A 13,274-nucleotide genomic window follows, 5' to 3' on the forward strand; every position below is an offset into this window, starting at 1 on the left:
TGCCGGCACTTCTCCCCGCAAGCGGGGCGAAGGGACAAGCGGCACGCTTCCCGCTTCCTCCCATGGTTCTCAGTGACTGGGGAGGGGGCTCACGAACTCGTTGTCCCCTCTCCCCGCCTGCGGGGAGAGGGGACAGGGTGAGGGGCAGTCGCGAGCTCACCCGGCCGAAAAGGGCCTCACTTCCCCATCGTCTCCAGCACGCGGTTGGCGGCCGATACGATAGCCTCGAGCGAGGCGGCGACGATGTTCGTGTTGATGCCGACGCCGAAGAGCGTGCCGCCCGGATACTCCACTTCGACATAGGCGATAGCGGCGGCGTTCGAGCCGTGCTGCAGCGAATGCTCGGAATAGTCCGCCACCGAAAGCTCGATGCCGAGATAGATCGACAGTGCATTGATGAATCCGTCGATCGGGCCGGTGCCCTTGCCCTCGATCCGCATTACCTCGCCCCTATCGGTGATCTCCGCTGCGACGACGCGCAGGCCCTTGTGCTCGCTTGCCGGATAGGTGTGGTGATCGACGAATTTGATGCGGGCGCCGGGCTGCTCGACATAGCACTCGAGGAACCGCTGGTGGATGCGCTTCGAAGGCAGTTCCCTGCCTTCCTCGTCGGTGATGCGCTGGATGTCCTCGCGGAACTCGATCTGCAGGTTGCGCGGCAGGTTGATGCCGTAATCCTCCTGCATGATATAGGCGATGCCGCCCTTGCCCGACTGCGAGTTGATGCGGATGATCGCCTCGTAGCTGCGGCCGACGTCGCGCGGGTCGATCGGCAGATAGGGCACTTCCCACAGCTCCTTGTTCGCTTGCTTCAGCGCCTTCATGCCCTTGTTGATCGCGTCCTGGTGCGATCCGGAGAAGGCGGTGTAGACGAGCTCGCCCACGTAGGGATGGCGCTCCGGAATGACCATCTGGTTGGAATATTCGTAGACTTCCTTGATCCGCTCGATGTCTGAGCAGTCGAGCTTCGGATCGACGCCCTGGGTGAACATGTTCAGCGCCAGCGTCACCACGTCGACATTGCCGGTGCGCTCGCCATTGCCGAAGAGCGTGCCCTCGACGCGATCCGCGCCCGCCATCAGGCCGAGCTCAGTGGCGGCAATGCCGGTGCCGCGGTCGTTGTGCGGATGCAGCGAGATGATCAGGTTCTCGCGGTCGTCTAGATTGCGGCACATCCATTCAATCTGGTCGGCGTAGACGTTTGGCGTCGCCATTTCGACCGTCGAGGGCAGGTTGATGATGAGCTTGTTGTCCGGTGTCGGCCTGACGATCTCGGTGACGGCGTTACAGATCTCCAGCGCCACTTCGAGTTCGGTGCCCGTGAAGCTTTCCGGCGAATATTGGAATCGGTAGCCGCCTCCGGCCTTCGCCGCCATGTCGGTGATCATCTTGGCGGCATCGGTCGCGATCTGCTTGATGCCGGCTACGTCCTTGCTGAAGACGACGCGGCGCTGCAACTCGCTCGTCGAATTATAGAAGTGGACAATCGGCCTGTGTGCGCCTTCAAGCGCCTCGAAAGTGCGCGTGATCAGCTCCGGCCGGCACTGCACCAGCACCTGCAGGGACACGTCCTCCGGCACATCGCCTTCCTCGACGCACCAGCGGGCGAAATCGAAATCAGTCTGCGAAGCCGACGGAAAGCCGATTTCGATTTCCTTGAAGCCCATGTCCAGGAGCAGATGGAACATGCGCGCCTTGCGGTCGTGCCCCATCGGGTCGACGAGCGCCTGGTTGCCGTCGCGAAGATCGACCGAGCACCAGATCGGCGCCTTGGCAATGCTCTTGGAGGGCCAGGTGCGGTCCGGCAGCGCCACCTGCGGATAGGGCTGATATTTCACCGCAGCTTCGGCCATGCCGTGCTTGATGGTGTGCGATTTCAGGATCATGTGCAGCTTCTCTTCGTCACTGGAATGTCGCGTGCCGCATCAAATAGCCGATCAGCGGGAATATTGCGATGGCCGATGCAGTGCGGGACCGCGCTCTGTTTCACTCTTGTTGCAACTTTTGGGATTTCCGAGGAGCTGTCTGCCGGCAAGGCTTTTCGGCCGCCGGGCGCTCCTCAACGGACCCGGCAACCGCGAGTAAGGCCGAGAAGAAGAAGCGAGGCGAAAGCGCGAGCGGATGCGCGATTGTCATCGCGTCCGGAGAAGATCTGAGCGATCTTGTGTACCTTCGCCTGGGTCATGGGAGTGCCTATACACGGCTCGACGTGCCGGGGCAAGAGGAGAAGAAAGTTGCCTGAGGACAAGGATGCCGAGCAATTCCGGTGCGGCTTGCGTACATGGCTGCCCTCAGATCCACTCCCCGCAGGCGGGGAGTGGGACCTGAGCGGGCGCTGCAAGTCTCCTTCGTCCACTTGCGGGGAGAAGCTGGACGGCAGGCCGGGTCATGGGCAGTCGCCTGCTCATCCCGGCCGGGAGCTCGACATCAGATTTCGTTGACGGAGGTGATGATCCGCGAGACGAGACCATAGGCCTTCGCCTCTTCCGCTCCGAGCCAGTAGTCGCGATCCGTGTCCTTGGCGATCTTTTCGACCGGCTGGCCGGTTGCCTCCGAGAAGATCTTGTTCAGGCGCTCGTTCATCTTGATAATTTCGCGCGCCTGGATCTCGATGTCGGAGGCCATGCCGCGAGTGCCGCCCGACGGTTGGTGCAAGAGGAAACGGGTGTTCGGCAGGCACAGGCGGCGCTCTTTGGGCGGACCGACAAAGATCAGCGCGCCGGCCGAGGCGACCCAGCCCGTGCCGATCGTCCAGACCTTCGGCTTCACGAACTTGATCATGTCGTGGATGCTGTCGCCCGATTCGACATGGCCGCCCGGCGAATTGACGAAGATGCGGATATCCTCGTCGCTGGCCGAGGCAAGCGCCACGAGCTGCGAGCAGACCTTCTGCGCCAGTTCCTGGTTGATCGTTCCGTAAATGAAAATCGAACGCGACTTGAAAAGGTTCGCCTCCGTTTCTTTGCCAAGCGGCAATTCGGTCTTTTTCTCTTCCTGTTCGTCGTCGTTCATCCGCATTCTCCGGACTCCTCGTGAAATGTCTCAAAGTCAGATAATGCGACTCGACAGCGAAAACAATGCAATGAAACGGGCGAAGCACGCCGGGTCCAGCTGCCGCTGTGCGGTCGGCGAATGTGCCGGGCGGCAAATGTCGTATGGACAGCGGAAAAAAGCCCAATAAGATCAGCGCGTCAGCAATCGTGGCGAGTGCCGTTCGCCTTGCCGCTCGGGGAAAACAGGGCAGGCTGCCTCCGATGGCCTGTCGACAGGGGACCAGAATGAAGAAACAGCTTGTCATCGCCGCCGCCGCGCTCACGGCCTCCGCCGCACCGGCTTTCGCCCATCTGGACCCGACCGCGCACGGTTCGCTGGTGGCGGGCCTTTCGCATCCGCTTTTCGGTGCCGACCATGTTCTCGCGATGGTGGCCGTCGGGCTTTGGGCGGCGCAGACCGGCGGGCGGGCACTTTGGGCGGTTCCGGTCGCCTTTGTCGCAACCATGACGCTCGGCTTCGCGCTCGCCATCACTGGAGCGCCCCTGCCCTTCGTCGAGCCGGCGATCCTTGCTTCGGTGGTCGCCCTGGGTTTGATCGTGGCAATGGCGATGCGGCTCGATGCCGCTAAGGCCGCAGCCATCGTCGGCGCCTTTGCACTATTCCATGGCCATGCTCATGGCGGCGAGATCGGCGCAGCCGCAATAACCTCCTTCGCGGCCGGCTTCGCAATCGCGACCGCTCTCTTGCATGCAGCCGGCATCGGCCTCGGCATGCTGCTCGGCAAGCTGCCGGGCGGCGGCAGCAGTGTCGCCCGCCTTCTTGGCGGCCTCACCGCCGCCGCGGGCGCGGTCTTGATCTTGGGATGATTGCATGAAGAGTAAGAGAGCTGGGCTTCGGTCCGGCCCCTTCGGGAACGGCGCCTGAATGCTGATGATCCGCCCTGCACTCCCGCAGGAGAAAGATATCCTTGCCGAGATCGGCCTCACAGCCTGGCTGAAGGGGATAAGGCCACTCGTCTCGGCCGAGGTGGCCGCCAGGATTGCCGCAAGCAATCCCTTCCTGCCGTTCCTGCAGAAACTCGGTCCGCGTGTGCTTATCGCCGAGATTGATGGCGAACCCGCGGGTCTCGGCGCCTGCGAGGGTGACAACGATACCATCAGCGACGTCTGGGTGGCACCGCCCTTCGAAGGACGTGGCGCCGGATCGGCTCTGATCCGAGCGCTCGAGGCGCAGATCGCCGGTCGAGGCTATGCCGAGGCGCATATTCAGGTGGCCGCCCTGAACGAGCGCGCCCTTCAGCTCTATCTGCATCTCGGATACCGCGAGGTTTGGAGGGGAGCCCTGTACGATCCGATCCTCGAGACCAATCTGGAGAAGATTGGTCTCTCAAGGCCTCTTTGAGGCCAATCGGCGCGCGCGTTACCCCTCCCCAACCCTCGAGGGGAAGGGACTTAACCTGCCGCCTCTCGCCGTCTCTGTTTCAACGCTGCCGCCAGACGCAAATGCCAACAATGGGCAGGCGATCGCCGCGGACGCCTAGCCCCTCCCCCCTCCCCCTTGTGGGGAGGCGTCTTGTCCCGCGCCCTCGGTCACCCGCGGCCGCGGTAGGTCGGCACACCCTGGTCCGGCAGCCAGACGCCTTCGGGCGGATTGCCCGTCTGCCAGAAGACGTCGATCGGAATGCCGCCTCGCGGGTACCAGTAAGCCCCGATGCGGAGCCATTTCGGCGACAGTAGCGACACCAGCCGCTTGCCGATCTCCATGGTGCAATCCTCATGGAAGGCGCCGTGGTTGCGGAAGGAGTGCAGAAAAAGCTTGAGCGATTTCGACTCGACCAGCCAGCCATCCGGCACGTAGTCGATGACGATGTGGGCGAAGTCCGGCTGTCCGGTCATCGGGCAGAGCGAGGTGAATTCCGGCGCGGTGAAGCGGACCACGAAATCCGCGCCCGCATGGCCGCTCGGCACCCTTTCCAGCACCGCCTCCTCCGGGCTCTGCGGCAAGTCGACCTTCGCCCCCAGTTGTGAAAGTCCTGATACGTCCGTTTTCGTCATTTCCGTCGTTCTCCAATGTCAGTTGAGACGGGGTATGCGGGCAAACGACTGCACGCTCTCTTCCTCGTCCCGCTGGTGCATTGATCCTTAAGATCATTTCAGCAATGCAAAGCGCTGCAGCAGCGTTTTTCATATGTTCAGACGCGCGGCGCTGCGGTCTTGACGCGCACCCCATGCGCCTTCTCGCCCTCCGGCTCGACATGAATGGCAATCCTCGCGCCTGGCTGGACGGCGCGGATGGCGTCCTCGATGCGGTCGCATATATCATGCGCCTCGCCGACCGGCATCGCCTCCGGCACGACCATGTGAAAATCGACGAAGGTCGCCGGACCGGCCTGCCGCGTCTTCAGATCGTGAACACCGAGCGAGCCACTCGCATTGGTGGCGATCGCCCGCTTGATCGCCTCTTCCTCTTCCGCCGGCACGGCCCTGTCCATCAGCCCGTCGATCGAGCGTGAGATGACCTTCCAACCCTGGAACAGGATATTGCCGGCGACGACCACCGCAAGCAGCGGATCGAGGATGGCATAGCCCGTGGCAAGCGCCAGCACAAGACCGACGAGAACGCCCGCGGAGGTCACGACATCCGACAGGATATGGTGCCCATCGGCACTGAGGGCCGGCGAGCGATGGCGCGTGCCCGCCCGGATCAGCAGGCAGGCCCAGATGGCGTTGATCACGCCGGCGGAAAGATTGATCGCGAGACCCAGCACCGGCGCCTCGATGAGTACCGGCGCCGTCATTGCCGGTATCGCCTCCCACAGAATCGTCAGCGCCGCAACCACGATCAGCACGCCCTCGATCACTGCGGAAAAATACTCCGCCTTGTGATGGCCGAAGGGGTGGGATGCGTCCGCCGGCTTCGCCGCATATCCGATCATTGCATAAGCAATCACGGCGGCGATCACATTTACCGTGGACTCGAGCCCGTCGGAAAGGAGCGCGACCGACCCGGTCACCCACCAGGCAAGCATCTTCAGCCCCATGACGCCGAGGGACAGCGGTATGCCCCAGAAGGCAAACCGCAAGACTGTCCGGTTGTCGAGCACGGTCATTCCCGTTCCTTCTGCAGCTGCAAACGAGTTGCAAATGCATGCCTGTTCAAACGCAAAACCGCCCGCGCGGGTTTTCGCGCAGGCGGGTTTTCAAGCTCGTATGGGCGATCTCACCCCGATTGTCAAAGGCGATCGGCGCCTGCGCGCCTCTCCGAACGAATTTACCGTCAGGCCGCCTTGATCTTCGCCCTCTTGGCGAGATGCGCCACCACATTCTCGATCATCCGCATGCCCGCGTCGCCGCCGAGCGTCATGATCGATTCCGGATGGAACTGCACAGCCGCCACCGGCTCTTTCATGTGCTCGATCCCCATGATCGTCCCGTCCTCACTTTCGGCCGTGATCATGAACTCGCGGGGAAGGCTCGATGGATCGGCGAAGATCGAGTGGTAGCGCCCGACCGTCACCTCGCGACCGAGGCCGGAGAAGACGATGCCCGGCTCCAGAACGCGGATGCGCGACGGCTTGCCGTGCATCGGAATCGCCAGCTGACGGAGATCTCCGCCATAGGCTTCCGCCAACGCCTGCAGGCCGAGGCAGACGCCGAAGATCGGCAGCTCGCGCGCCCGCGCCTTCTTGATGGTTGCCTTGCAGTCGAAGTCCTTCGGGCTGCCGGGGCCAGGCGAAAGCACGACGAGATCCGGCTTCACCCGATCGAAAATCTCCTCGGCAACCGGGGTGCGCACCGTCGTTACCGACGCCCCTGTCTGACGGAAGTAGTTCGCCAGCGTATGGACGAAACTGTCTTCGTGGTCGATGAGGAGGATGTTGACGCCGGCGCCGACCGGCGCGACGTCGCGCGCCGCCTTGGCGCTGTTTGCGGATTTCGCGTCGCGAATGGCTGCAAGCATGGCGGATGCCTTCAATTCGGTTTCGGCTTCTTCCTCTTCCGGGCTGGAATCGTAGAGCAGCGTTGCGCCCGCCCGCACCTCGGCAATCCCGTCCTTGATTCGGATCGTGCGGAGCGTCAGGCCCGTATTCATGTCGCCATTGAAGCCAACCATGCCGATGGCGCCGCCATACCAGGCGCGCGGGCTCTTCTCGTGGTTTTCAATGAAGCGCATCGCCCAGAGCTTCGGCGCGCCGGTGACCGTCACCGCCCAGGCGTGGCTCAAAAAGCCGTCGAAGGCGTCCATATCGTCGCGCAGCCGCCCTTCAATGTGGTCGACCGTGTGGATCAGCCGCGAATACATCTCGATTTGGCGGCGGCCGATCACCTTCACCGAACCCGGGACGCAGACGCGGCTCTTGTCGTTGCGATCGACGTCGGAGCACATGGTAAGCTCGGACTCGTCCTTTTTGGAATTCAGGAGTTTCAGGATCTGCTCGCTGTCGGCGATGGGATCGTCGCCGCGCTTGATGGTGCCGGAGATCGGGCAAGTCTCGATGCGGCGGCCGGAAACGCGCACGAACATTTCCGGCGAGGCGCCGACGAGATATTCCTGATTTCCAAGATTGATGAAGAAGGAATAGGGCGACGGGTTGATCGCCTTCAGCCGGTTGGAGATCTCAGAAGGCCGGCTTTCGCAGCGCTCGTAGAATTTCTGCCCAGGCACCACTTCGAAGAGATCGCCCCGGCGGAAGCTCTCCTTCGCCTTGACGACGAGCTCGGCATATTCGCCCGGCCGGTGATCGCCATGCGGCGGGATGCTGTCGACCATGCGGAACGGTTCCGGCGCAATCTCCGCCGCCTTACCTTCGGTTGAAAGTCCGTCCTTGGCGAAGTCGTAGCGGTCGATCCAGGCCTTGGCCGAGTAGTGGTCCACGACGAGGATTTCGTCCGGCAGGAAGAGCACCATATCGCGCTGGTCTTCCGGGCGCTTCAGCTTGAGATCTATCGCGTCGAACTGGAAGGCAAGATCGTAGCCGAAGGCGCCGTAGAGGCCGATGCTCGAATCCTCTTCCGAATGGAAGAGGCTTGTCACCGCGCGCAGGACCGTGAAGACGGTCGGCATCTTCGAGCGCTCTTCCTCCGTGAAGACGCGGTCGGGCTCGTTGATGGTGAGGTCGAGACGGCGGGCGGTAAGCGGGCCGAGCGTGATATCGGCAACGGCTTTGAGGTGTTGGGCGATAATTGCGAGCAGCACCTCACCACGTTGGTTATAGGCGTCGATCCAGAGCGAACGTCCGAAAGAGGAGATGGCAAGAGGCGGATCGACGACGGCGGTGTCCCAGCGTGTATAGCGGCCCGGATATTCGTAGTTCGACGAGAAGACCGCGCCGCGGCGCTCGTCAAGCCTTGCGACATAGCCGGCGATCGCGTCCGAGTAGGATGCTTCACGCCGCCTGCGGGTGACCACAATGCCGCCTTTGGTGGTGTACCTTTCCGCGCCGTCTTCCAGAATTACCGTTGCCATTCGTCTCGCTCCGTCAAAGCCCGGTCTTTCCACGCGGCCCGAATACGAAAAAGCCGCCTCGAAATCTCCGGGCGGCTCCATGTCTCAATCACGCATGACTGGTCAAGGCCGCCTTAGCGGGCCCACCACCAGACCGAAATGTTGCGTGCGTTTGCCATGGGCAAAAGTGTTAGCCTGCCTTGCGATGGCGCGCAAGCGGGAAAGTCGCATGTTACTGTCGCGGTATGATCACACATAGGGGCGGTTCTTTCGAACCGCTCCTATCGGACTCCCAAGGACGAGGATCAGAACTTCGCCTTTGCCGTGACGAGGAAAGTCCGGCCGCGACCGGTGTCGACCGTGTTGCCGGCGATCGTGCTCGAGGCCGGCGTGTAGGCCTTGTCGAACAGGTTCGTCACGCTTCCCGTCAGCTCGAGACCATTTTCGAACTTGTAGTTCGCGAAGAGGTCGACCAGTCCATAACCATTGACGAACGCCGACGCTGGCGGCGAGACATTCACGTCACCGATGAAGGCTGCCGAAACCGCGTAGAAACGTGTCCCCACGGTCAGGCGCTGGTCCTCAAGGAAGCGCCCGCCGACAGTGGCGCTGAAGATATCGTCCGGCAAGAAGCTCTGGACCCCGAAGCCATTGATCTGCGATGGGAGTTCGCTGTCCGTATGAGTGTAGGCGAGATTGCCGAAGACGTAACCGGCGTCATAGGCGGCCTGCAGTTCGAAGCCCTGAACCGTGGATGTCCCGGGATTGTTGACGAAGAATATTCGTGGCCCGAATATGCTCATCTGCATCGCGCCGGTGATGTAGTTGTCTACTCGGGTATGGAAGTAATTGGCTTTCAGACGGAAGCTGTCGCCGGCATCGAGAATACCATCGAGGTTGAGGTTGGCGCCGACCTCCCAGCCTCTCGAAATTTCCGGATCGAGGAACGGATTGGGAAAGAAGCTTTGCGGAATCGCTCCCGGATGCGTGCCACCCACGAAGGTTTCATTGATTGTCGGCGAACGCGACGACTCGGCATAGGTCAGGTAAGGTTGCAGCCATTCGGTGGCGTTGATGGCGAGCGTGATGCTGGGGTTAAGGCGGCCATCCGAGCGATCGACGTTATAGGTGCCCGCGGGCAGCCCGAGCGGATTGCCCGCAACGACCGAGCCGGAGCCGTCGAGCGTGAAGCGGTCATAACGCAATCCAGCGGTCAGATCGACGATGCCGTAGGTGAAAGTGGTGGTCTTGAAGATACCAGCCGTCGAATTCTTGCCACTGCCGTTGACGCCGCCGCTCGGCTGCGCTGCGCTGTTGATGACATCGTAGTCGTCCTGGAAATATTCGACGCCGTAGCTGGAGCGGACGGCGACCTCCCCGAGATCGAAGACAGACGTGTTCGAAACGTCGAAACCGGTGCCGGTATCGGTGATACGGCGCCCCTGCGCGGCTCCGGCACCGCTGATATTGCCGTCATATTTCATCCTGACGCGGTTGTAATAGGCGTTCGCGCGGAAATCGATGAGATCATTGTCCGGCGTGTAGGCATAGTTTGCGCCGATCGTTTGGTTCGTCACGTTCTGGAAATAGGAGTTCGCGAAGAAATCATTGTCGTAGGACATTGCGCTGAACTTGAACGAATGGTCCTTGTCCGGCGTGATCTCAGCCTTCAGCAGGCCGGAAAGCAAATCCTCTTCAGTGAAGGGCACTTCGATGCCGTCGCCGTTGTCGTAATTGCCCGGGTCGCTCTTGCTGATGCCGCCGAGCACTGAGACGGCGTCGTTGAAGCGATAGGCTCCCAACAGCGATTCCGACAAGCCGGTACCGTTGCTGCCGTAGGTGATCGCCGCCTGCCCCCCATAGTTCTTGCCATCCTGGATCAGGTCCTCGACATCGTAGGTCCTGAAATTGACTGAGCCAGCCAGCGCACCACCACCCACACCGGTGACCGCACCGCGCGTGAGATCGATCTCGGACAGAAAGGCGGGATCGATATAGGCGAAGCCCTGGGCCTCGTGCCCGGTGAAGCGGAAATTCTGACGGACGCCGTCGATCATCATGTTCACGCGGCCGGATCCTTCAAATCCGCGAACATTGACCGCAACGCCGGGGTTCTGCGGATTATTCGCCGTCGACGTGCCGGGAACACCCCGCAGCAAATCGTCGGTTTCCTGGCCGGCCTGCAGATTGATTTCGTCCATGCTCACGACGCTCGACGGCCCGGGCTTGGCATAGGGATCCGCATCGCGCCCACCCTTGATCACGATCGTCGAGAGATAGGTCTCCCCTTCCTTTGCGGCAACCGTCGTTTCGGTCTCCGCTGGCTGGGATGCCGTCGCATTCTGAGCGAAGCCCTTGGATGTTGCGGAAAGTGCAATTGTCGCGCTGCATGCGAGAAGAGCCAGGCGATAGTGCCGGTTGAGCATGGACCAGTCCTTTTGAAGATGTGGCCGGGCTTGCTGTTGAGCGGCGAACTCAAGGGCTGGCTGGGCATGTCGGATCGGGCGCGACGGTCGCGTCATCGCCTTGTTTAGGCCACATAAAAAACATGAGTATTGTCAATATATAATTGAGGGCCCTTAACGGGCACCAGTTTTGCACACGGGCTACTCGCGTCTCCTCAGTTTCAGCACATTTTGAATGAGGATTGCTCCCGAAAGCTGGCGGATTCTGCCGCGAAGCAACGAAGAGGCCCCCGCATGCGCCATGCCGCCGGAGTGTTTTTCTGCGCTTTGATCGCGTCCGGAGCGAGCCTGCCGAGGATTGGTCCCGTGCCGGCAGAGAAGCCTGTGACCCGTGGCGAGCAGCCGGTGCCGGCGCCGAAACCGGCGGCACCGGGGGAGAATGGCGACGACGCAACCAGGCAAGCCGATGGCAGGGCCAGAGGAGAGCTGCCGCCGGACTGGAAGGACGATGCCGTCGACGCCGTTCCGGAGCCGGTCCTCGAAATCGAGAAGGAAGACCCGGCGGCCTACGCGTCCTGCCTCGACTCGCTCCGGGCGATCGGCAGCAGTGTCACGGAAGAAGCACACATCGATGACGGCGAGGGCTGCGGCATCGATAAGCCGATTGGCGTGAGGCAAATCCTGCCCGGCGTCTCGCTGGAGCCACAGGGGACGATGCGCTGCGAAACGGCCCTGGCGCTCGCCCGCTGGACGAAGGAGACCGCGGCTCCGGCCGCGAAGGCCGCCTTCGGGTCCGACGCGGCCATCGCGACCCTCAACCAGGCCTCCTCCTATGTCTGCCGCCTGAGGAACAATGGGAGCACCGGCAAGATCTCAGAACATGCGCGCGGCAATGCCGTCGACATCGCCTCGTTCACGCTGAAGGGCGGCAAGACCATCGAAATCCAGCCCCGCGACGAGGACGGTACCTTGACCGGCGCTTTCCAACGCACCGTCACCGCCTCCGCCTGCCTCTATTTCACGACCGTGCTCGATCCCGGCAGCGACGCGGCGCATGAGGATCACTTGCATCTCGACGTCATCGAACGAAAGGGCGGCTATCGATATTGTCGCTAGCGCCCCGTTCCGAGCGCGACGAACTCGCCCGAAAAGAGGCCCGCTACCTCCTCCTTGCCGAGGAGTTCGGCCGTCACCGCCAGTCGCGCCCGGCCGTGCCGCTCGAGCAGGCGGATGAAGCGAGACCATTGATCGTCGTCTTCAAGGCACGAGCGTGCCGAAAAGGAACTCGCGATCGGCTTCAGATAATCCATGCGGTTGCTCTGGATCACCAGGCGGCTCGCGATGCCGCTCATGCGCAACCGCACATGCAGGAGCGACCATGCGGCGAGAATAGAGAGTGCCGAGGCGCTGCCGCCGAAAACCGTTTCGCGGTGATTGATGTTGGGCGCGAGCGGCGCCGAAAGAAGGACACGGTTCCAGTCCGCGGCCGCAACCTCGACCTGCATGGCGGCGGAAAGCGGGATATGTGCGTGCAGGTAGGCCTGCAATTCAGAAGGGGACATCGTGCCTCACTGTAGAGCCAGCCGATAGCTCGGCGAACATCGACCGCGAAGACGTAGCGCCTGAGCACGAGCAAATCGAGGCTCAGCACGAAGATCACCGGTTGCAGGTTGAAAATGCGGCCCGGCAACCCGAAATCATCAACCGGCAACGCGCCCGAGATGCCACACGTCTTGAAGCATCGCATTCCCGCCAACCCTCATCGAGGAAGCCTCCATGCCGCTCACCATATACGCACTCTCCGTCCCCGCCTTCACCCGCGGCTTCACGGCCCTTTACGGGTTGCTCGACAAGGCGGAAGCCTTCGCCTCCGATAGGGGGATGCCGCTCGCCGAGCTTTTCGATGCGCGGCTCGCGCCGGACATGCTGCCGCTCTCCGGCCAAATCCAGCGGGCAAGCGACACGTCCAAGAACGCGATTGGCCGACTGTCCGCGCTCGAAGCGCCCCGTCTTCCGGACGACGAGCAGACTTTCGCCGACCTGCGCGAGAGGATCGCCAAGACAGTCGCATACCTGGAAACGGTGAAGCCCGAAGACCTCGATGGCAGCGAGACCCGCGAGGTTACGCTCAATTTCCCCAACCTGAAGGTGACCTTCAGCGGCGAGGCCTATCTCCTGCAGTTCGTGCTGCCCAACTTCTATTTCCACGTGACGACTGCCTACGACATCCTGCGCCACAAGGGCGTGCCGATCGGCAAGGCGGATTTCATCGGCGGGCTCGGTTAAATCGGCTCGGTTAAGTAGCTCGTGCATTCACCCCCTGGCCTGACGGCCATCTCCCCCACAAGGGGAAGATCGACCCGCCGCAACGCAATCGCTCCAACTGAAAAGCTTAGCGCACTGGGCGTGCCGGGTAGGGATCTTGCCCTT

Annotated in this window: 12 protein-coding genes; 4 read left to right on the forward strand and 8 right to left on the reverse strand. The window is 62.1% G+C overall.

Annotated features, from left to right (window positions below):
* Positions 1–176 precede the first annotated feature (176 nt).
* Together leuA and J2Z31_RS00990 are read right to left on the reverse strand one after the other, a co-directional pair.
* Positions 177–1,886, reverse strand: a complete 1,710-nt coding sequence (leuA, locus tag J2Z31_RS00985; protein ID WP_209600010.1) for a 2-isopropylmalate synthase — start codon at positions 1,884–1,886, stop codon at positions 177–179.
* A gap of 541 nt (positions 1,887–2,427) precedes the next feature.
* A complete protein-coding gene (locus tag J2Z31_RS00990) occupies positions 2,428–3,018 on the reverse strand; it encodes an ATP-dependent Clp protease proteolytic subunit (protein WP_408022002.1) in 591 nt (196 codons plus the stop codon).
* A gap of 260 nt (positions 3,019–3,278) precedes the next feature.
* Here J2Z31_RS00990 and J2Z31_RS00995 point away from each other — a divergent pair, with 260 nt between their 5' ends.
* Both J2Z31_RS00995 and J2Z31_RS01000 read left to right on the forward strand, forming a co-directional pair.
* Entirely contained in the window at positions 3,279–3,860 is a 582-nt protein-coding gene (locus J2Z31_RS00995) for a HupE/UreJ family protein (protein ID WP_209600012.1), read from the forward strand.
* A 58-nt stretch (positions 3,861–3,918) separates the two neighbouring features.
* Complete coding sequence (locus tag J2Z31_RS01000; protein ID WP_209600013.1) at positions 3,919–4,395, forward strand: GNAT family N-acetyltransferase; 477 nt, start codon at positions 3,919–3,921, stop codon at positions 4,393–4,395.
* A 188-nt stretch (positions 4,396–4,583) separates the two neighbouring features.
* On the opposite strand, the gene queF is transcribed toward J2Z31_RS01000, so the two are convergent.
* The 5 genes from queF to J2Z31_RS01025 form a co-directional block, all read right to left on the reverse strand.
* Positions 4,584–5,048, reverse strand: coding sequence for a preQ(1) synthase (queF, locus tag J2Z31_RS01005; RefSeq protein ID WP_209600014.1), 465 nt, complete (start codon positions 5,046–5,048; stop codon positions 4,584–4,586).
* Between the two features lie 137 nt (positions 5,049–5,185).
* A complete protein-coding gene (locus tag J2Z31_RS01010; RefSeq protein ID WP_209600015.1) occupies positions 5,186–6,103 on the reverse strand; it encodes a cation diffusion facilitator family transporter in 918 nt (305 codons plus the stop codon).
* Between the two features lie 167 nt (positions 6,104–6,270).
* The gene (locus tag J2Z31_RS01015) at positions 6,271–8,460 is read right to left on the reverse strand and encodes an anthranilate synthase (RefSeq protein WP_209600016.1); all 2,190 of its coding nucleotides are present in this window, start codon (positions 8,458–8,460) and stop codon (positions 6,271–6,273) included.
* A 113-nt stretch (positions 8,461–8,573) separates the two neighbouring features.
* Positions 8,574–8,696 (reverse strand): trpE operon leader peptide TrpLE, encoded by a 123-nt coding sequence (gene trpLE, locus J2Z31_RS29700; RefSeq protein WP_328243157.1) that lies wholly within the window; start codon positions 8,694–8,696, stop codon positions 8,574–8,576.
* A 48-nt stretch (positions 8,697–8,744) separates the two neighbouring features.
* Positions 8,745–10,865 carry a TonB-dependent receptor domain-containing protein gene (locus J2Z31_RS01025; protein WP_209600017.1) on the reverse strand — a complete coding sequence of 707 codons (2,121 nt, stop codon included), beginning with the start codon at positions 10,863–10,865 and terminating at the stop codon, positions 8,745–8,747.
* Positions 10,866–11,138: 273 nt separating this feature from the next.
* On the opposite strand from J2Z31_RS01025, the gene J2Z31_RS01030 reads away from it, so the two are divergent.
* Positions 11,139–11,960, forward strand: coding sequence for an extensin-like domain-containing protein (locus J2Z31_RS01030; RefSeq protein ID WP_209600018.1), 822 nt, complete (start codon positions 11,139–11,141; stop codon positions 11,958–11,960).
* Here J2Z31_RS01030 and J2Z31_RS01035 read toward each other — a convergent pair.
* Positions 11,957–12,406: a YiiD C-terminal domain-containing protein gene (locus J2Z31_RS01035; RefSeq protein WP_209600019.1), complete on the reverse strand. Its 450-nt coding sequence runs from the start codon at positions 12,404–12,406 to the stop codon at positions 11,957–11,959. The two genes, J2Z31_RS01030 and J2Z31_RS01035, sit on opposite strands and share 4 nt — an antisense overlap.
* 214 nt (positions 12,407–12,620) lie before the next feature.
* On the opposite strand from J2Z31_RS01035, the gene J2Z31_RS01040 reads away from it, so the two are divergent.
* The gene (locus J2Z31_RS01040) at positions 12,621–13,130 is read left to right on the forward strand and encodes a DUF1993 domain-containing protein (protein WP_209600020.1); all 510 of its coding nucleotides are present in this window, start codon (positions 12,621–12,623) and stop codon (positions 13,128–13,130) included.
* The last annotated feature ends 144 nt before the right edge of the window (positions 13,131–13,274 follow it).

Source organism: Sinorhizobium kostiense, from assembly GCF_017874595.1.
Lineage (GTDB): Bacteria > Pseudomonadota > Alphaproteobacteria > Rhizobiales > Rhizobiaceae > Sinorhizobium > Sinorhizobium kostiense.

Coding starts and splice junctions, on each gene's coding strand:
- leuA (WP_209600010.1), bottom strand. CDS start 1,886: ATGATCCTGAAATCGCACACCATCAAGCACGGCATGGCCGAAGCTGCG.
- J2Z31_RS00990 (WP_408022002.1), bottom strand. CDS start 3,018: ATGCGGATGAACGACGACGAACAGGAAGAGAAAAAGACCGAATTGCCG.
- J2Z31_RS00995 (WP_209600012.1), top strand. CDS start 3,279: ATGAAGAAACAGCTTGTCATCGCCGCCGCCGCGCTCACGGCCTCCGCC.
- J2Z31_RS01000 (WP_209600013.1), top strand. CDS start 3,919: ATGCTGATGATCCGCCCTGCACTCCCGCAGGAGAAAGATATCCTTGCC.
- queF (WP_209600014.1), bottom strand. CDS start 5,048: ATGACGAAAACGGACGTATCAGGACTTTCACAACTGGGGGCGAAGGTC.
- J2Z31_RS01010 (WP_209600015.1), bottom strand. CDS start 6,103: ATGACCGTGCTCGACAACCGGACAGTCTTGCGGTTTGCCTTCTGGGGC.
- J2Z31_RS01015 (WP_209600016.1), bottom strand. CDS start 8,460: ATGGCAACGGTAATTCTGGAAGACGGCGCGGAAAGGTACACCACCAAA.
- trpLE (WP_328243157.1), bottom strand. CDS start 8,696: ATGTGTGATCATACCGCGACAGTAACATGCGACTTTCCCGCTTGCGCG.
- J2Z31_RS01025 (WP_209600017.1), bottom strand. CDS start 10,865: ATGCTCAACCGGCACTATCGCCTGGCTCTTCTCGCATGCAGCGCGACA.
- J2Z31_RS01030 (WP_209600018.1), top strand. CDS start 11,139: ATGCGCCATGCCGCCGGAGTGTTTTTCTGCGCTTTGATCGCGTCCGGA.
- J2Z31_RS01035 (WP_209600019.1), bottom strand. CDS start 12,406: ATGTCCCCTTCTGAATTGCAGGCCTACCTGCACGCACATATCCCGCTT.
- J2Z31_RS01040 (WP_209600020.1), top strand. CDS start 12,621: ATGCCGCTCACCATATACGCACTCTCCGTCCCCGCCTTCACCCGCGGC.